General features: G+C 43.9%; 29 protein-coding genes and 1 tRNA gene. 29 read left to right on the top strand and 1 reads right to left on the bottom strand.

Going from position 1 to position 15,646, the window contains the following annotated elements:
* Positions 1 to 73 precede the first annotated feature (73 nt).
* Complete coding sequence (locus tag HNQ56_RS18510; protein WP_429149246.1) at positions 74 to 277, bottom strand: double zinc ribbon domain-containing protein; 204 nt, start codon at positions 275 to 277, stop codon at positions 74 to 76.
* Between the two features lie 99 nt (positions 278 to 376).
* Here HNQ56_RS18510 and HNQ56_RS18505 point away from each other — a divergent pair, with 99 nt between their 5' ends.
* From HNQ56_RS18505 to HNQ56_RS18365, 29 genes are all read left to right on the top strand, one after another.
* Positions 377 to 604: a hypothetical protein gene (locus tag HNQ56_RS18505; protein ID WP_429149244.1), complete on the top strand. Its 228-nt coding sequence runs from the start codon at positions 377 to 379 to the stop codon at positions 602 to 604.
* A gap of 15 nt (positions 605 to 619) precedes the next feature.
* The gene (locus HNQ56_RS18500) at positions 620 to 1,378 is read left to right on the top strand and encodes a BRO-N domain-containing protein (RefSeq protein WP_429149243.1); all 759 of its coding nucleotides are present in this window, start codon (positions 620 to 622) and stop codon (positions 1,376 to 1,378) included.
* Between the two features lie 13 nt (positions 1,379 to 1,391).
* Entirely contained in the window at positions 1,392 to 1,586 is a 195-nt protein-coding gene (locus tag HNQ56_RS18495; RefSeq protein ID WP_429149242.1) for a hypothetical protein, read from the top strand.
* An 87-nt stretch (positions 1,587 to 1,673) separates the two neighbouring features.
* Positions 1,674 to 2,642 (top strand): hypothetical protein, encoded by a 969-nt coding sequence (locus HNQ56_RS18490; protein WP_429149240.1) that lies wholly within the window; start codon positions 1,674 to 1,676, stop codon positions 2,640 to 2,642.
* A 6-nt stretch (positions 2,643 to 2,648) separates the two neighbouring features.
* A complete protein-coding gene (locus HNQ56_RS18485) occupies positions 2,649 to 2,861 on the top strand; it encodes a hypothetical protein (protein ID WP_429149239.1) in 213 nt (70 codons plus the stop codon).
* Positions 2,862 to 2,869: 8 nt separating this feature from the next.
* The gene (locus HNQ56_RS18480) at positions 2,870 to 3,472 is read left to right on the top strand and encodes a hypothetical protein (RefSeq protein ID WP_429149237.1); all 603 of its coding nucleotides are present in this window, start codon (positions 2,870 to 2,872) and stop codon (positions 3,470 to 3,472) included.
* A gap of 8 nt (positions 3,473 to 3,480) precedes the next feature.
* Entirely contained in the window at positions 3,481 to 4,026 is a 546-nt protein-coding gene (locus HNQ56_RS18475) for a hypothetical protein (RefSeq protein ID WP_429149236.1), read from the top strand.
* Positions 4,023 to 4,334, top strand: a complete 312-nt coding sequence (locus HNQ56_RS18470; protein WP_429149234.1) for a hypothetical protein — start codon at positions 4,023 to 4,025, stop codon at positions 4,332 to 4,334. Before HNQ56_RS18475 ends, HNQ56_RS18470 begins: the two co-directional genes overlap by 4 nt.
* 111 nt (positions 4,335 to 4,445) lie before the next feature.
* Positions 4,446 to 4,850, top strand: a complete 405-nt coding sequence (locus HNQ56_RS18465) for a RusA family crossover junction endodeoxyribonuclease (protein ID WP_429149232.1) — start codon at positions 4,446 to 4,448, stop codon at positions 4,848 to 4,850.
* Positions 4,851 to 5,630, top strand: coding sequence for a phage replisome organizer N-terminal domain-containing protein (locus HNQ56_RS18460; RefSeq protein ID WP_429149230.1), 780 nt, complete (start codon positions 4,851 to 4,853; stop codon positions 5,628 to 5,630).
* On the top strand, positions 5,623 to 6,162 hold the full coding sequence (locus HNQ56_RS18455; RefSeq protein WP_429149228.1) for a replicative helicase loader/inhibitor: 540 nt from the start codon (positions 5,623 to 5,625) through the stop codon (positions 6,160 to 6,162). Before HNQ56_RS18460 ends, HNQ56_RS18455 begins: the two co-directional genes overlap by 8 nt.
* Before the next feature lie 9 nt (positions 6,163 to 6,171).
* The gene (locus tag HNQ56_RS18450) at positions 6,172 to 6,357 is read left to right on the top strand and encodes a hypothetical protein (RefSeq protein ID WP_429149226.1); all 186 of its coding nucleotides are present in this window, start codon (positions 6,172 to 6,174) and stop codon (positions 6,355 to 6,357) included.
* An 82-nt stretch (positions 6,358 to 6,439) separates the two neighbouring features.
* Entirely contained in the window at positions 6,440 to 6,631 is a 192-nt protein-coding gene (locus HNQ56_RS18445; protein WP_429149224.1) for a hypothetical protein, read from the top strand.
* 222 nt (positions 6,632 to 6,853) lie between these two features.
* The gene (locus tag HNQ56_RS18440) at positions 6,854 to 7,330 is read left to right on the top strand and encodes a nucleoside triphosphate pyrophosphohydrolase family protein (protein ID WP_429149222.1); all 477 of its coding nucleotides are present in this window, start codon (positions 6,854 to 6,856) and stop codon (positions 7,328 to 7,330) included.
* Positions 7,331 to 7,383: 53 nt separating this feature from the next.
* Positions 7,384 to 8,289 carry an AAA family ATPase gene (locus HNQ56_RS18435; protein ID WP_429149221.1) on the top strand — a complete coding sequence of 302 codons (906 nt, stop codon included), beginning with the start codon at positions 7,384 to 7,386 and terminating at the stop codon, positions 8,287 to 8,289.
* A 76-nt stretch (positions 8,290 to 8,365) separates the two neighbouring features.
* Entirely contained in the window at positions 8,366 to 8,620 is a 255-nt protein-coding gene (locus tag HNQ56_RS18430; RefSeq protein ID WP_429149219.1) for a hypothetical protein, read from the top strand.
* A gap of 257 nt (positions 8,621 to 8,877) precedes the next feature.
* Positions 8,878 to 9,117, top strand: coding sequence for a hypothetical protein (locus HNQ56_RS18425; protein WP_429149217.1), 240 nt, complete (start codon positions 8,878 to 8,880; stop codon positions 9,115 to 9,117).
* Positions 9,118 to 9,128: 11 nt separating this feature from the next.
* On the top strand, positions 9,129 to 9,488 hold the full coding sequence (locus tag HNQ56_RS18420; RefSeq protein ID WP_429149216.1) for an HNH endonuclease: 360 nt from the start codon (positions 9,129 to 9,131) through the stop codon (positions 9,486 to 9,488).
* A gap of 27 nt (positions 9,489 to 9,515) precedes the next feature.
* Positions 9,516 to 9,695 carry a hypothetical protein gene (locus HNQ56_RS18415; protein WP_429149214.1) on the top strand — a complete coding sequence of 60 codons (180 nt, stop codon included), beginning with the start codon at positions 9,516 to 9,518 and terminating at the stop codon, positions 9,693 to 9,695.
* A 20-nt stretch (positions 9,696 to 9,715) separates the two neighbouring features.
* Positions 9,716 to 9,964 carry a hypothetical protein gene (locus HNQ56_RS18410; protein ID WP_429149213.1) on the top strand — a complete coding sequence of 83 codons (249 nt, stop codon included), beginning with the start codon at positions 9,716 to 9,718 and terminating at the stop codon, positions 9,962 to 9,964.
* Entirely contained in the window at positions 9,954 to 10,196 is a 243-nt protein-coding gene (locus HNQ56_RS18405; RefSeq protein ID WP_429149211.1) for a hypothetical protein, read from the top strand. Before HNQ56_RS18410 ends, HNQ56_RS18405 begins: the two co-directional genes overlap by 11 nt.
* A gap of 46 nt (positions 10,197 to 10,242) precedes the next feature.
* The gene (locus HNQ56_RS18400) at positions 10,243 to 11,937 is read left to right on the top strand and encodes a DNA-directed RNA polymerase subunit alpha C-terminal domain-containing protein (RefSeq protein ID WP_429149209.1); all 1,695 of its coding nucleotides are present in this window, start codon (positions 10,243 to 10,245) and stop codon (positions 11,935 to 11,937) included.
* 7 nt (positions 11,938 to 11,944) lie between these two features.
* Positions 11,945 to 12,148, top strand: coding sequence for a hypothetical protein (locus HNQ56_RS18395; RefSeq protein ID WP_429149207.1), 204 nt, complete (start codon positions 11,945 to 11,947; stop codon positions 12,146 to 12,148).
* Positions 12,123 to 12,368, top strand: coding sequence for a hypothetical protein (locus tag HNQ56_RS18390; protein WP_429149205.1), 246 nt, complete (start codon positions 12,123 to 12,125; stop codon positions 12,366 to 12,368). Before HNQ56_RS18395 ends, HNQ56_RS18390 begins: the two co-directional genes overlap by 26 nt.
* Positions 12,365 to 12,655, top strand: coding sequence for a DNA adenine methylase (locus HNQ56_RS18385; RefSeq protein ID WP_429149203.1), 291 nt, complete (start codon positions 12,365 to 12,367; stop codon positions 12,653 to 12,655). The genes HNQ56_RS18390 and HNQ56_RS18385 overlap by 4 nt, the downstream gene beginning before the upstream one ends.
* 31 nt (positions 12,656 to 12,686) lie before the next feature.
* Positions 12,687 to 13,127, top strand: coding sequence for a DNA adenine methylase (locus HNQ56_RS18380; protein WP_429149201.1), 441 nt, complete (start codon positions 12,687 to 12,689; stop codon positions 13,125 to 13,127).
* 98 nt (positions 13,128 to 13,225) lie between these two features.
* A complete protein-coding gene (locus tag HNQ56_RS18375; protein WP_429149199.1) occupies positions 13,226 to 14,497 on the top strand; it encodes a phosphoadenosine phosphosulfate reductase domain-containing protein in 1,272 nt (423 codons plus the stop codon).
* A 23-nt stretch (positions 14,498 to 14,520) separates the two neighbouring features.
* Complete coding sequence (locus tag HNQ56_RS18370; RefSeq protein WP_429149197.1) at positions 14,521 to 14,940, top strand: DUF1492 domain-containing protein; 420 nt, start codon at positions 14,521 to 14,523, stop codon at positions 14,938 to 14,940.
* A gap of 480 nt (positions 14,941 to 15,420) precedes the next feature.
* A tRNA-Val gene (locus HNQ56_RS18365) sits at positions 15,421 to 15,499 on the top strand.
* Positions 15,500 to 15,646 lie beyond the last annotated feature (147 nt).

Below are 15,646 nucleotides of genomic sequence, written 5' to 3'. Positions count from 1 at the left end.
TGCAGTAATTGTGGATATGTCAGAGAAAAAGAGACATCTCAACATCCTATAAATTACTGTATTATGTGCGGCGTTAAGCTTTAATGTACTTGTTGCCACAGTAGCGGCAATATTCGGCTACATTGCTCGTAATCGGTTTGTTGCAAGATGGACAACTTTTAACCAATGCGGAGCCGCACGAATCGCAATATGATATCGACATAGGAAGAAAATGTTTGGTTCCTACTTGATAGTTTTTATTGCACTTCGGACACAGATAATAACAAGAATCAGCCATATGTATTTTCCCCTTTCTCATGTATTTCAGCTTGTCGGAGCTGATAAGGAGATTATACCACAATATAACAAAATATACCATATAAGGAGGTGAAAATCCATGATCAAAGTTAAAAGAGAAGAGCCCATCACAAAGAAGGAATTTATCGAAGAAGTACTTACCAACACACTCCACCATGCGGAGATAGGCGTTAAATCTCTGGAGTTGACCAAAGACGAAAACCGTGTATACATCAAATACGACAGCGGATTTGAGCGTCGCGTTGATATCACAGGGGATGACCATGCATCTATTATCATGGCCGTGACAAGGGTTGCCATGTATTAGAGAGGAGGAAAATTATTGGCAGAATTACAGATTTTTAAGAACGATGAATTTGGACAGGTCCGCACCGTGATAAGAGACGGACAACCCTGGTTTGTCGGGAAGGATGTAGCTGAGATATTAGGCTATGCCAATCCACAAAAGGCAATCAGAGACCATGTAGACATTGAGGACAAAGGGGTGAACGAAATGGACACCCCCGGAGGGAAGCAGGGAATTGTAGTAGTGAATGAAAGCGGATTATATGCTTTAGTATTTGGAAGCCAGCTTGAAAGCGCAAAAAGATTTAAGCGCTGGGTAACATCAGATGTTCTTCCGGCAATCCGGCGAACCGGCACCTACATATCGCCGCAGAACCAGACGCTGGATATCCTGCAAGGCATGTTGGACCAGATGAAGCAACAGGCGGCAGATATCGGCGAGGCAAGACAACGGAGCCAGAAAGCTATTGAAACATCCCAGGCAATTAAAGATACCATAATCGGCGTATACGATGATTGGAGAGCAGAGATTAAGCACTTAGTATCCTGTATCCAGCGCGGCTCCAATATGACTTACCAGGATACTTACAACCGGCTCTATGACGATCTGGAGAAACGGGCCCGCTGTGATTTATCAATCCGGGTACGTAACGGGCGGGACAGGCTCACAGACAGCGGAGCCACCAAAACAAAGATAGAGGCATTCGGCAGGATGGATGTAATTGAGGCCGATGCCCGGCTGAAGGAAATCTTTACAACCATTGTAAAGGAGTACGCCATCAAATATGCAGCATAAGGAGGACAGGCATTTGAAAATCAAGCAGTTTATATCCTTTGTAATAGCCGTCCTATGCATGACAGCCATTATCTGTCTCACTGGTGCCACTGCAAACAAACACCTGGGAATCGGTTGGTACATAGCCGGGTTATCGCTTGCAGGGCTGATCCTGCAACTGGATATCATGTATCTGGAGAATCAGCGGGAAAACGGCGATTGGAAATGAAAAAGGCCCTGGGAAGCGGCATCTTCCGTCCGGGCCATAGGAAATTAATCTAAGTGCATAGTAGCACAAAACAAGGAGGAAATCAAGATGTGTCAATTTAAAAGTGGAGTTATCTTAAAAAATAGGTGTTACATAGCAAATGAGGATCATCATTCGAAAATGCTCGAAGAGCTTAAGATTGAGGATAATTACTTAAACGCAACAAAGACTTTTGTTCGGGCGGAGTTGATTCCATCAAATAGCGAATGGTGGTCAAATCCAGATACATGGACTTTTATTGTCGATCAAGATGTATGCCCGGAATGGTTCGAAGATGACCGGCAGAAGTATGAGGATGAATTTAGGTCTGCTGTCAGAGAGTGGTGGACAACCCATGTACTGATTGATCAGAAAATTGAAGAGCTTACAAGTGGATATTACCGGTTAAAGCGGTGCGAGGTAAAGAAAATACTTAATGATGTAAAGGTGATGTGCGACAGTTCCACAGTCCAGAGGATGTACGACAGTTCCACAGTCCAGGAGATGTACGGCAGTTCCACAGTCCAGGAGATGTGCGACAGTTCCACAGTCCAGAGGATGTACGACAGTTCCACAGTCCAGGAGATGTGCGACAGTTCCACAGTCCAGGAGATGTACGGCAGTTCCACAGTCCAGAGGATGTACGACAGTTCCACAGTCCAGGAGATGTACGGCAGTTCCACAGTCCAGAGGATGTGCGACAGTTCCACAGTCCAGAGGATGTGCGACAGTTCCACAGTCCAGAGGATGTACGACAGTTCCACAGTCCAGAGGATGTGCGACAGTTCCACAGTCCAGGAGATGTACGGCAGTTCCACAGTCCAGAGGATGTACGACAGTTCCACAGTCCAGAGGATGTACGACAGTTCCACAGTCCAGAGGATGTGCGACAGTTCCACAGTCCAGAGGATGTACGACAGTTCCACAGTCCAGAGGATGTACGGCAGTTCAATTGCAAGGGCATATAACAAAGGTAAGATTTTAGTATCTCAGGAAACGTCACTCAAGGCAGAGACGTTTTCAAATCCAAAGGAGTGATTTAGTGTGTATATACCAGATAATAACGATGCTTATATACAGTATGAGCGTCAAAGAGATCGGGATCAACACTATAATGATAAATTAGGCGAGATAGCGGCGGCACTGGATGATGCAATGTCACTGTGCTTGGATTATGACACAGAGGATAATGCGGACCTTTGCAACCGGCTGGAAAAGATTTATGAGCTGCTTGATAAACAGGCAATCAGTTTATAGGAGGCGTTATGGATAATTTAACGATCTATGAGCGATACCGGGAAGTACCAAAAGAGGCGCAAAAAGAAATCAAAGGCGGGCGCATGAACGGCAAGACGGATATTAATCCAATGTGGCGAATCAAGGCCTTAACAGAGCAATTCGGGCCCTGCGGTATAGGCTGGTATTATAATCCTGTCCGTAAATGGCTGGAACCGTGCGGGGATGAAGTTGCCGCCTTTGTGGATATTGAGCTTTATATCAAGGTGGACGGTGAATGGTCTATGCCGATATCCGGGACCGGGGGCAGCTCCTTTGCATCGAAAGAAAAAGCCGGCATTTATGTATCGGACGAATGCTATAAGATGGCAACCACTGACGCCATATCGGTAGCTTGCAAGCAGTTAGGATTCGGTGCAGATATATACTGGAGCGCAGACCGCACCAAATATGACGGAAAGTCTGAGCCGCAGAAAGGTACAATCACGCAGGCCGAGGCGGATGTATTAAAAAATCTGTGTAACAAAAAGGGATTGGATATCAATCAGATATTTAATATACCCGTGGGAAAACTGACAAAAGACCAGTATGTTGAAGCCTTAAAAAAATTAGAAAAGTACGGCATGAAGTAGGTGTATAGATGGAATTTACCGGACAAGTTAAGGGAATATCAAGCGATTTCATAACCGGTGAAATGCTAATAACCTTCTCCGTTAATGAAAAAAGCGGTATCCTCCCGGAATATGAAAAAATAAATAAATGCGATAAGCTGCGGGTGAATGCCGTGAAGTACAGCAGGAAGAGATCACTTGATGCGAATGCTTATGCGTGGGCTCTCATGTCAAAGATTGCAGCAATCCTAAAAACAGATAAAAACAGCGTCTATGATTTGATGTTGCAAAAGTACGGCAGTCCATATCTGGATGAAAGCGGCGCCAGTATAAAAATATCAGTACTATCGAGTATTGATGTCTCCCGGTTTGGGTTACATATAAAATTCATCGGCAATGGCTATGTTGGAGAAAAGGAATTCTCACACTATATCGTCATAAAGGGCTCCAGCGAATACACAACAAAGGAAATGGCCGATTTTATTGACGGCATTGTGTCAGACGCACAGGATATGGAGATTGAAACTTTAACACCGGACGAACTCCGGCAAATGAAGGAAAGGTGGGGCGTATGAAATCAATCTTACAGTCAGAGAAGGAATGCTATGTATGTGCGCATAACCTTGTATTTGTTCCATACGGCAACGAACGGAGCAATTATGTAATTGAGGACCACCATATCTTTTTCGGCACCGCAAATCGCAAATTAAGCGAAAAGCATGGTTTGAAGGTTTGGCTGTGCCAAGAACATCATCGAGGCAATACAGGAGTACATAACAACCGAGTGCTTGACCTGCTGCTGAAGGAGATAGCGCAACGCAAATTTGAGGAAGCGCATCACAGGCAGGACTTTATAAAAATATTTGGAAAATCTTATTTATAGCACCTCAAGGATAAGTATAACATATCACAATGTCCCCTTATCCGATTACATATCTCACCTCAATCTATTCCGCGGGCGGGCGCCATGCTTTCCCGCGGGGGAAGGAGAACTATGGTTATAAGTTTTACTATACCCGGTCCCCCTCAAGGCAAAGCGAGGGCCAGGACTACATATCACGGGACCTATACCCCGGAAAAGACAGTATTATACGAAAATCTTATTAAGCTAATGTACCAGCAACAAACAGATTATATGTCGGAGAAACCGCTTGAAGTATTTATCATGGCGTGCTACGAACCACCGAAAAGTACATCTAAAAAGATGCGGGAGCAGATGCTGTCCAGGGCTATGCATCCTACAAAAAAACCGGATATCGACAATATAGCAAAAGTTGTGCTGGATGCGCTTAATGGTGTCGCATATAAGGATGATACCCAAGTGGTCCAGCTAACCATGAGTAAGGTTTATAGCAGTATGGCAAGGGTTGATGTAAAAATACGTGAGGTTGGTGATTAGATGTCCGGAGTCAAATGGATACAGTTAAATGTTGATATCTTTAGCAATCCAAAGGTTGAATATTTACGATCATTAAAGCCGGATGGCAATAACCTTGTACTTGTCTGGATCATGCTACTTGCCGCGGCAGGAAGGAGCAATGCAGGAGGAAAGATATGCATTACAGAAAGCGTGCCGATGGATGCTGAAATGCTGGCGAAGAGATTTGATTTTAAGAAATCCTTTGTCGATAGAGCCATAGATGAAATGTCAAGACTTAACATGATTCACATGCACGATGGGTTTATCACCATTACCGGATGGGAGGAACATCAAAACTCTTCCGGGTTGGAAAAGATACGTGAACAGAACCGTATTAGGAAGCAAAGGCAACGTGACAACGAAAGCAAATGTCACGTGACACGTCACAACAATGTCACGCATTGTCACGCAACAGATATAGAATCAGAAAAAGAAATAGAAAAAGATATAAAGAATAAAAAAACAAAAGAGAGTAAAGAAAAAAATACCAAAAAAGAAGTGTATTTCCCGAATGATGAAAAGCTTAACCAGATTTTCCTTGATTTTGTGGACATGCGTAAAAAAATAAAGTCACCTATGACGGAGCGGGCAATATCCATGATGATAAAAAAAATCAACGATCTTGACAATGATACGGCCATAGGGATGCTGGAACAATCAATCATTAACTGCTGGAAGGACATTTACCCGCTGAAGGACAATAAACAGGGCAATAAGCCCGATTATAAAAAAGTTGTGGAGGACTGGGGCAATGAGTAAAGATGATTTTAAGAAAATAGCGCTTGCAATAAAGACCACTTTTCCAAACTCGCAAATACTGCAAAACAGTGATGCAATGGACATCTGGTATATGATGCTTGGGGATATTGATTACCGTGTATGCCAGGCGGCAGTATTGGAGCTGATCAGCATCAGTAAATTTCCTCCCACGATAGCGGAGATCCGTGAGAAATGCTCCGGGCTTACCTCCATACCGATTAAGGATTGGGGAGAGGCATGGGAAAGTGTAATCAAGGCCATTGGAAAATATGGCTATTACGAAACAGAAAAAGCCCTTGAGAGCATGGATGAACTTACACGGATGTGCGTAAGAAGAATTGGTTTTCAGAATATCTGTATGTCAGAGAATGTGGCGGCTGATCGGGCCAACTTTCGGATGATTTATGAGACAGAAGCGAACCGGAAGAAAGTCAACAATCAGCTTCCGCCGCAGTTGCTTTCCGAAAAACAGAAAATGATGAATGAGCTTATCGAAAGGACCACGAAACAAATCGGATTAAACGGGGAATAGGAGGATCCTATGTTTTATAAAATCAAGGCCGAATACAGAGGTGAAGCAGCTAAGATATTTGTAGATAGTGGATATGCTGTCAGTCTCGCAAAAAAGCGTAAGATCGGCAAGGATGGAAAGCCCGCCAGTGGCTGGGATTACGGTATTGATATTACCGGTAATGGAGAGGCTGCGGAAACGGAGGATGACGAATGAGAGCTACGATGTCAAGCAAAGCCTGTGGATTATCAAGGACGGAACCAGCAAAGATTAATATGGGTGTGGAAAGGAGGCAGTGATGAAAAAAGAGAAGCCAAGTCTTGAAGAACAGCTCCAGGAGAGATATGATCATTGGAATTATCTTTATTCTCACGGAGGGTCAGATCCATTTTGGTCTGACGGTTGCAACATGCTACTGGTAAGAAACCACATTATTAGCATCAAAAGGCAGATGGAAGAAGCGGGACAACTAACAGATACATATTACTAAAATTTAGGGCTGCATGGCAGCAGAAAGGGAAACATTATGTTTGATTATCAACTTATGACTGAAGATGTAAAAGAAATGAATATGACCCAGCTCACACACAACCAATTTTTTATTAAAGACGGTGAGGCCTGGTACAGAGACTTCGAGAGGGAGATCTCATGCCGGAATCTCGTTAGGGAAATAGCTGTAAACCTTTGCATATGGGAAGAAAATAGCCCAGAGATGGAAGATGACGAAGCCTTTGACGAAAGCATCTTAGATTATTTGCAATATGGCACCAATGACCAAGAAGGAGTACTTGCAATGTATTACAGCGCTATGTGGGGTATGGCAGAAGTCAGAGCCTGGTACATGGAAGAAAAGGCAAAGGTTTTAAAGGTAAATGATTTTGTAAAAATAGTTGGAGATAATAATGTGGCTCATGGCTTTCGTGAGGATGCATTAAAGCCATCTGATTTTGTGGCATTGGTACATAGTGAGGTATCGGAAATATTGGAGGAGTTCCGGGACGGCAGGAAAGCCACGGAAACATATTACAGGGACGATGGGAAACCGGAGGGAGTACCGGCAGAACTTGCCGATGTAGTGATTCGATGCTTTGACATGGCTGATTACTATAAAATTGACCTGGAAGCAGCAATCACGGAGAAGTACGAATTTAACAAGACCAGGCCGTACAAGCACGGGAAACAGTTTTAATCAATCCGTCTGGCCAGTCCGGGATTGATAGACATAACAGCAAGGAGGAAATAATGGGACTCACAGATAATCAACAAAGACTTATTAGGGCAATAGCAGAAAATGATATCCGGTCAGCCAAAAAGTGTGCGGTAGCCTGCCTGACAGAAGATACAACGCAGAAAAATCAATGGTTTTGCAAAAGATATAAAACCATTTTTGAAATGACCGGCGCAAATATGTATGAGCTGCCACAAGACCTGAAAGGGTTGCTGACCGTCGAGGATGTATCATTATCATTCAAGGAGGGCAGATACTTTCTTTCCGACAGGGAAAAGGAAGTTTTTGAAAACATCGTTCGAATGAAAAAGGTCAATGAACGCCTTGTGGAAATGGGAATACCATACATAAACTCTACGCTTTTATACGGAGAGAGCGGCACCGGGAAGACCACGTTCGGGCGATACGTGGCATTCAAAACAGGCTTACCATTCTGCTACATGAATTTTTCTCATTTGGTTGACTCCTATATGGGCGGCACGTCCCGAAATATCAGCAAAGCGTTTACCTACGCCATTTCAAACCCGTGCGTATTTATGCTGGATGAAGTTGACTGTATTAGTATCAGGCGTGAGGACTCAGGGACAAGCGGCGGCTCCGGTGGAGAGATGGCAAGGGTTACAATCACCCTTATGCAGGAATTTGATAAGCTACCAAATGATGTTATTGTGATTGGAGCCACGAACCGGATAGACAGGATAGACGAAGCTTTATTGAGGCGGTTTTCCGTGAAGCATGAAGTTGAGGTCTTGGATGAAGCCGAAAAGATAGGAATGGTCAGAAAATATCTACACGATGTCAATATGGACTTCCCAGTGCTTAAAATTGCAGAATTGGTTAATAAAAACAAAAATCAATCAATGCTGCTTAATGACTTAATCAGGGTAATATCAGAGAAGATTGCGGAAGAAGTTGCGTAATTGGATTGATATAGATGCAGGGGTGACAGGCGGGACCGGCTCCTGCATCGCCTAAAAGAAAGCGAGGAAAAGCAATATGAAAAAAGTAATACTATCAATAATTTTGATATGTGTATTAATCTTATCCGGGTGCGCCGGGACAAAGCATGCTGATAATGCAACCGATGGCGATATGATGATAATTGTTGATGTAACAGCGGGATATACAATATACGCAGATACCGATACAAGAGTGCTATATTTTTGCAGGGATGGCGGCTCGGGGAAAAGCGTAACGGTTATGTATAATGCTGACGGAAGCTTAAAATTGTATAACGGTAAAATAAATTAATGATGCCCCTGCATCGACTAAAAGATTGGAGGAATAACAATGGCTTATCAGATTGGCGGAGCATGTACACTATGCGGTAAATACACAAAAACATAATAAAAGAGCCAAACATCTGCAAAGACTTACCTTTGTGCAATGATTGCAAAAAGCAATTTGAACAGTGCAAAGAATGCGGAGGGCATTATTATCCAGAAGATTTAAGAGATGGGCTCTGCGACAATTGCAGATAGATGCTCCTGCATCGGAAAGGAAATAATATGATCAGCATGATAGAAGAATACTTTGTAATCTACGACAAGGATAATGATGTATACATGGAGCGATATGATTGGGGAGATGGAGAAGTGGATGAAGACTCATATAGTCATCCTAATCAAGTGATAAACTATCCCACATATGAGGATGCCGACGCAGCAAGAGAGGAATACAGCAATGCAGATGACTTGATGGTTGTAAGGGTGACGGTAACTTACCAAGTCGAAGAATGCCAAATGTAGCAGGAGGAAATATGCGAAGGAAACTAACCAGGGCTGAACGCCAACAAGTATATAATAAGACCTCTGGACATTGTGCCTATTGCGGATGCGAGATACCTTTTAAAGGATTTAATGCGGATCATGTGGAATGTTTGGCTTGGAACGGAGTTGAGGCAGACAATATCAATAATATGCTTCCATCCTGCAGGAGCTGCAACAACTATAAACATACTATGCAGTTGGAGACTTTCCGTAAAGAGCTAAGTAAAATACCAGGGCGATTGCAAAGAGATATAAATACATATGGTATAGCGAAAAGGTATGGCCTGGTCCAGGAGGATGTTAAACCAGTAGAATTTTACTTTGAAAGAATTGGAATAAAGCTGGATTGATGCGGTGCATCAGAAAGGATGAAATATATGAAATGTAAGAATAAGTGTATATCTATAAACGGAGCAGTACAGACCGGACCAATGATAAGGGAGGCCAATATTACGGCAATTATAAGCAATGATGAAACAGGGAAGACATTAACACTGGGACATGGCGATACGGCATTGACGATACCCTTCGAAGCCGTGGAAAAATGGTTGATCTAATCCGGCAGCAGGGAGGCAAAATGAACCATATAAAACTATTGATATTTTCCGCAACCACATCCATGTGGAAAAAAAGAACGCAGAAATACTGTACCCGGCAGAAGAACTGCGGAAAGTGTAAAAAATACATTCCATCCACAAAGGAATGTAAGATGATGCAGGAAGCTTATACCCTGGAGCATAAATATGATTGCAGCCTGTGCCGGCATATGGTAGCGGATCTGATCGAGTGTATTGAAAATGAGAGGAGGAGTGAGGATGAACTTTAACACGCAGTATTACAAGTGTATACCGCTTAAACTAATTAACCGGAAATACGGTGATCGGAAAGCCATGCGGTACACTCTGAACAACACAAACCAGAACGTATGGATACCGCTTAAACATCTTGATACTGAGGGTAACATTCTTCCCGGGTCGGATATTGATTATGTTTTTCGGAAAGCAAGGAGACAGCTTGAGATAGCAGGTATTACACAGGCAATTCCAGGAATTAAGTAAGGGAGCAGGCGAAGGAGTTTATAAAGGAGTTGAAGGAGGGATCCAAGTGAATGAGGAATTACAGGAGATTGTTGGCAGTAATCCTGAATGGTACCAGGCGCCAATGACATTGGAGGAGATAGATCGATTTATTATTGCCAATATCAATACAGCCAAAAGGAGTTTTATCGCTATCGGGTACTACTTGAAATATGTTAGGGATAGGCAATTATATAAAGACGGCGGTTTTTCGGGAGTGCTTGAATATGCCAAAGTAAAGTTCGGGATTGGGCCATCTCAGGCCAGCAAGTACATGAGTATCAATGATAAATTTTCAGTCAATGGAAATTCGCCTATTCTACTCGAGAAGTATCAGGAATTTGACAAGACACAGTTATCTGAAATGCTCTATCTTACCAGTGATCAGTTGGAACAAGTATCCGTAGGAATGACAAAGGTTGAAATACGTGAGATCGGCAGTCCAGAAAAGGTACTGGAGGGTCCGTCATTTTCGCCAGCGAAAATGGAACCCGCTCCGGATGATTCGGAAGGTAGTGAGCAGGAAAATACTATTGATGATCTTGATCTTTCTGTCCGAACGTATAATTGTATGAAGCGCGCAGGGGTAGATACGGTGGACGAACTTTGCAGTATGACCGAAGATGAGGTAATTCCGATCCGCAATATCTCTGCCAAGTGCCTTACAGAGATAAAAGAAAAGCTTGCGGGGATTGGCAGGAGCCTTAAGACACCGGCTAAGAAAAGCAATTGGGAAGATGGCGTGTTTGAAGATGACTGCGAGGGTTACGGAGCATTCCGTGCTGAGGCAATCGATCAATTTTTCGGGGCATTGAATGACAGAGGACTGAGCCCCATCAACATGAAGACCGAAGAAATTCATTTCAGGGTATGGGCATATGCGTATTTTGCGGAGCAGCGGGATGCGGATTACATCACATTTGAAAATGAGGAGAGCGGAAAAGACTTCAAGGTTGCTTATCAAAGGATTGTGAATGAGTTTGAGCGGTACAAGGCTAATCGCCCGATACCAGACAATCCCCCGATTTCTGTGAACGATACCCCGGAGAATGTAGATAATCAGCCTGAAACCGTGAACGATGCGGAGGAAAGCGTTATTGAAACATCGGAATCTGTTATCAAAGAGCCGGAAACTGTTATTGAACAGGTGGAAACTGTAGAAGCCGACATCATCCAGACGGTACCGGAGGATGCAGATAGACAGATTGATTATGAGATATACTCAGCCTTTGATGTACAAGAGGAGAAAGACAGGTTAACGGAATACGTCGATGTCTACCGCCGGAACAATGACACAGTACCCGGGCGGCGAAAAGCTAAAATGCGCCTGGATGCCATCGCCCTGCTGGCCGAAGAGATGCAGAGGCCTCCGGTAGTAGAGGATCCGATACCAGTACAGCCGGAGCTGCCTATTCTGAAAAATAACGATCAGCGTAAGGCATGGGCTGAGAATTATAAGGCATGGGGAGAATGGTATTACGATGAGCATATCGATTGTCATTATTACAAATACGATTTTCCGAATGGTGACAGGCTTGTGGTTGAAGAATATCTGAACAGGGGTGCGTATTGGGGCTATGAGGCAAACAGATGTCACTATCATCTTCTGCAAAAGAATAAGCCGGCCTATGAAAAAAATAAAACTTTTGAGCAAAAGTATGTTCATACGGAGTCAAGTATGACTGAGATTGTGGAATATCTGAAAGACCTTCAGAAGAAGTGAGGTGCCTATGGACTATAATCAGAAACTGATCGACAAGGCTAAGCGCTCCCGGTGCAGGATATGCATGGAGTACATATCAGAGGCCGATGCGGCGGCCTGTGAGTTCCAGGCCTGTAAAACCAGCAGGGGGGGGTACAGCTTTGTACATACCCGATGTTGGAAGGGTGAGAAGGAGGTAGAGATAAATGGCAACAAGAGAATTATTACATAAAAACAAGCTCCATGATCTGGAGCAGTGGCTTGAAAAGAACGGGTATATGATCCTTGCCACAAGTAAAAATCCATATGAAGTACTTAGGGCGGTTAAGGATAAGGACTATGTGATTATTTATTGCAAGGCTAATTCAAAAGAACATTTAAGTATTATGGATAAAGATTATGAATTGATCCGTAGATTTATCAAAGATAATCGAGCCAAGGAGGCTACATGAGAACACTACTAAGATATCCCGGCAGTAAGCAGCGGATCGCTCCCTGGATCATATCACATATGCCACCGCATCACAGTTACCTGGAGCCTTATGCCGGCGGGATCGCTGTCTTGCTGAATAAGGAGCCGTCCCGGATAGAGACCATCAATGATCTGGATGATGATGTAGTTAACCTTTTCCGGGTGATCCGCAACAAGCGGGAGGAGCTGATCGAGCAGATTGTGTATACGCCTTATGCTAGAGCTGAGTATGACGTTTCCTTTGTTGGGGGGGGGCACCGAGGTTGAAAGGGCGAAGAACTTTCTTGTCCGATCCGGAATGGGACATGGATTTAGGCTTTGCGAAAAGACGGGATTTAAGCGGGATGTATACGCCAGGGAAGCAGCCTATGCCGTGAGGTACTGGAATGACTTGCCCGCGGTAATCACTGGTGTGGCGCAGCGCCTGAAAATGGTACAGATCGAGAACAGGCCAGCTGTAGAGCTGATCAAGTCCTTTAATCATAGCAATGTGCTGATCTATGCAGATCCGCCCTATGTAATGTCTACCAGGTCCCGGAAGATGTACCGGCATGAGATGTCTGATCAGGAGCATGTGGAACTGCTGAAGGCCCTGCTGGTACATACCGGTCCGGTGATGTTATCCGGATATGACAATGATATTTATAACGATTATCTGTGGGATTGGCGGAAAGAAAGCATCCCGGCCAGAGCGGAAAACAGCCTACCCCGGACCGAGGTGCTGTGGATGAATTATTAATTTAGAGATTTAATGTATAGCTAACTATTATAAGCAATAAAGAAAGGGGTAAGAGGTTTGCTGGCCAGCATAAAAGAGCTCTTTACTCCGTATGAAAAATGAGCACAGCATATACATTTAAAGAGATTATTGAGGCGCAGAAACAGCCTCTTGATTACAAGATAACAGAGGCGGTTAAAGCTATAAAGCAAGCTTTGGAACTGTCGAAGAGTGCCGTAGGAGTGGCATTTAGTGGAGGAAAAGACTCTACTGTTTTATGGCACCTTATCCGAACATATTTCCCAGATACCAGGTATCATGTAATCTTCGGGAATACCACAGTGGAGTTTACAGAAAGCCTAAAATTCGCAAGGAAGCTTGGGAAGGAATGGGGTAATGAAAACGTACAGTTTCATGAGGTTCTCCCGGATAGGCTAACGGAGGACGGATTAAAATATGCGGCACAAAGAGAAGTGCTGAATTGGCTGATCTGCGAAGGTCGGATTGGAGAAGTACTGAAGGATGATGGGAAACTTAAATCTACGGTATCTCTGGAGAAGAAGGCTACGCCGGAGATGTGGGAAGACTTCCGGAACCGGGGACTTGTCTGGAGGAAAGGAACGATGAAATCATTCAATTGGTGCGTTGATCAATATGGTTATCCGATCCTGGGTAAGGCAGCATCGAAGCTTACAGCACGGCGGATCAATATTGACTGTTTCCTACAATTTTCAAAATCAGAATCGGAAAAGCAGGAAACGCTGGAATACTATGATTTGATACGGCAGGTTAAAACCTCAAATCACTGTTGTTCAATTCTGAAAAAGGAGCCGTCAGAAAAGAAACAGGAAGAACTGGGGATTGATGTGATCATGAAGGGGCTTATGGCAGAGGAAAGCCATAGCAGATTGCTTTCATTCGCGACCAGGGGATATATTTTTAAAAGTCATAGACCACATGCGCCGGAGTTTTATCATGTGTCCCCGCTTGGAATATGGCGGGATGAGGATATCTGGGAATACATACGCAAGTACGATGTGCCATATTCTTCACTTTATGATATTGAGTATAAAAACTCAAAAGGTGAAATATGTCATGTCAAAAGAAATGGGTGTGTTGGGTGCTGTACAGATATAGCATTTAAAGATAATCACATGTCGGTCTTGCGCCAGACACATCCAGGACGCTGGGAACATCAAATGAAATCCGGTCTGGGAGAGCAGCTGATGAACCTCCAAAAGTATAAGAGCAACGGAAGAATAAATTACCTAAATGTCGCTAGAAATATTGAAGACGCAATGGACATGAGGCCGTGCGCTTTTGATGAAATAGGAGATCGCATTGTTTCAGATGGGATAACCCAAAGCGAATATGACAGTGATGGCGACTAAAAAGGGAGGGGGAAGGTGAGAGATTGACGGAAAATGAGAAAAAGAAAGAGTATCTCAGCAGCTATAAAAACCTGTGCAGAAAAGTCCAGTCCCTGGAGGAGCAGCTGCAATCACTTCGGGAGGTGGAGCAGTCGGCGAAGATACAGCAGTTGTCCGATATGCCGAAGGGAGGCAGGCAGACGGATTTGTCTGATATCATGGTGCAGATTGAGGTGGTTTTCACTAAGATAGTCCAAAAGCGTGCCGAGTGCATGGAGAGAAGACTTGAAATTGAACGTAGAATAGCGGATCTGGAAGATGGGGCAGAGAGCGAAGTGCTGTATAAAAGGTATATAGAGTTTAAGCCATGGGAACAGATTTATGCAGAGATGAATTACAGCAGAGCGCAGACACACCGAATACATAGTATAGCATTAATAAATTTTAATTATGAGATAGAATGAGACATTACATCTGTGTTAATGTGTAAGCAGGAAGGTTGCCAATAGGCGGCCCCTCCTGTCGGCTGCCGGTCTGAATAAGGCCGGTGGCTGATTCGGGTAAAAGTTGACTTACTATTTCAAACGGTCCCAATAAACCGGTAGTAAATAGCGCTTAGGATGCAAAACGTTAAGTGATACTGTAACGTTAGTGGGTGTATTGACCAGCTTAGTAGACCAGATAATTAAGCGGAGGCCGCCAGGTGCCTGTTAAACCTGGCATTTAAAATTTGCAGATGAATATGATAACCCGTCGCGGTGATGAGCCGTAAGCCGTGCCAGTCGGTGAAAAGATCGTGATAATGATCACAAGCGAGTGAGATTTGGCGGGTTTGGCAGCTCGCATAGACTATGATTACAGGAGGGGATTCCGATGGGTAAGTAATTCATAGGCATACTAAAACATATATAGACATCATGCCTGCCATAGCGGTAGGCATTTATGGAGACTGTAGCTCAATAGGCAGAGCACTGGCGCGCATAACAGGTACAGAGGATGCAGGTTCGAATCCTGCCGGCTCCTATTCCTCATAACAGAGGACAATAAAATTTCCCCTTTGAAAGGCATCCTACGTCTGGCACGTCCGGTAGGGTGCCTTATACAAATATCAGAGCCAGTAGGCCATAAGATAATAAAGACCTCCAAGAGCGGAGGCAGGGCACCGTTGTG

Origin of the sequence: Anaerotaenia torta (assembly GCF_050433395.1) — a bacterium.
Classification (GTDB): Bacteria; Bacillota; Clostridia; order Lachnospirales; family Lachnospiraceae; genus Mobilitalea; species Mobilitalea torta.
The sequence above is the reverse complement of the archived record's forward strand: the minus strand, read 5'-3'. Positions and strand labels throughout refer to the sequence as shown.

Bases quoted from the DNA above. Each gene is read 5' to 3' on its own strand.
- HNQ56_RS18380 (WP_429149201.1), top strand. From the start codon at position 12,687: ATGGGACATGGATTTAGGCTTTGCGAAAAGACGGGATTTAAGCGGGAT.
- HNQ56_RS18490 (WP_429149240.1), top strand. From the start codon at position 1,674: ATGTGTCAATTTAAAAGTGGAGTTATCTTAAAAAATAGGTGTTACATA.
- HNQ56_RS18395 (WP_429149207.1), top strand. From the start codon at position 11,945: ATGGACTATAATCAGAAACTGATCGACAAGGCTAAGCGCTCCCGGTGC.
- HNQ56_RS18415 (WP_429149214.1), top strand. From the start codon at position 9,516: ATGAAATGTAAGAATAAGTGTATATCTATAAACGGAGCAGTACAGACC.
- HNQ56_RS18465 (WP_429149232.1), top strand. From the start codon at position 4,446: ATGGTTATAAGTTTTACTATACCCGGTCCCCCTCAAGGCAAAGCGAGG.
- HNQ56_RS18480 (WP_429149237.1), top strand. From the start codon at position 2,870: ATGGATAATTTAACGATCTATGAGCGATACCGGGAAGTACCAAAAGAG.
- HNQ56_RS18425 (WP_429149217.1), top strand. From the start codon at position 8,878: ATGATCAGCATGATAGAAGAATACTTTGTAATCTACGACAAGGATAAT.
- HNQ56_RS18505 (WP_429149244.1), top strand. From the start codon at position 377: ATGATCAAAGTTAAAAGAGAAGAGCCCATCACAAAGAAGGAATTTATC.
- HNQ56_RS18460 (WP_429149230.1), top strand. From the start codon at position 4,851: ATGTCCGGAGTCAAATGGATACAGTTAAATGTTGATATCTTTAGCAAT.
- HNQ56_RS18435 (WP_429149221.1), top strand. From the start codon at position 7,384: ATGGGACTCACAGATAATCAACAAAGACTTATTAGGGCAATAGCAGAA.
- HNQ56_RS18405 (WP_429149211.1), top strand. From the start codon at position 9,954: ATGAACTTTAACACGCAGTATTACAAGTGTATACCGCTTAAACTAATT.
- HNQ56_RS18445 (WP_429149224.1), top strand. From the start codon at position 6,440: ATGAAAAAAGAGAAGCCAAGTCTTGAAGAACAGCTCCAGGAGAGATAT.
- HNQ56_RS18510 (WP_429149246.1), bottom strand. From the start codon at position 277: ATGGCTGATTCTTGTTATTATCTGTGTCCGAAGTGCAATAAAAACTAT.
- HNQ56_RS18450 (WP_429149226.1), top strand. From the start codon at position 6,172: ATGTTTTATAAAATCAAGGCCGAATACAGAGGTGAAGCAGCTAAGATA.
- HNQ56_RS18455 (WP_429149228.1), top strand. From the start codon at position 5,623: ATGAGTAAAGATGATTTTAAGAAAATAGCGCTTGCAATAAAGACCACT.
- HNQ56_RS18430 (WP_429149219.1), top strand. From the start codon at position 8,366: ATGAAAAAAGTAATACTATCAATAATTTTGATATGTGTATTAATCTTA.
- HNQ56_RS18475 (WP_429149236.1), top strand. From the start codon at position 3,481: ATGGAATTTACCGGACAAGTTAAGGGAATATCAAGCGATTTCATAACC.
- HNQ56_RS18375 (WP_429149199.1), top strand. From the start codon at position 13,226: ATGAGCACAGCATATACATTTAAAGAGATTATTGAGGCGCAGAAACAG.
- HNQ56_RS18420 (WP_429149216.1), top strand. From the start codon at position 9,129: ATGCGAAGGAAACTAACCAGGGCTGAACGCCAACAAGTATATAATAAG.
- HNQ56_RS18410 (WP_429149213.1), top strand. From the start codon at position 9,716: ATGAACCATATAAAACTATTGATATTTTCCGCAACCACATCCATGTGG.
- HNQ56_RS18390 (WP_429149205.1), top strand. From the start codon at position 12,123: ATGGCAACAAGAGAATTATTACATAAAAACAAGCTCCATGATCTGGAG.
- HNQ56_RS18385 (WP_429149203.1), top strand. From the start codon at position 12,365: ATGAGAACACTACTAAGATATCCCGGCAGTAAGCAGCGGATCGCTCCC.
- HNQ56_RS18470 (WP_429149234.1), top strand. From the start codon at position 4,023: ATGAAATCAATCTTACAGTCAGAGAAGGAATGCTATGTATGTGCGCAT.
- HNQ56_RS18440 (WP_429149222.1), top strand. From the start codon at position 6,854: ATGGAAGATGACGAAGCCTTTGACGAAAGCATCTTAGATTATTTGCAA.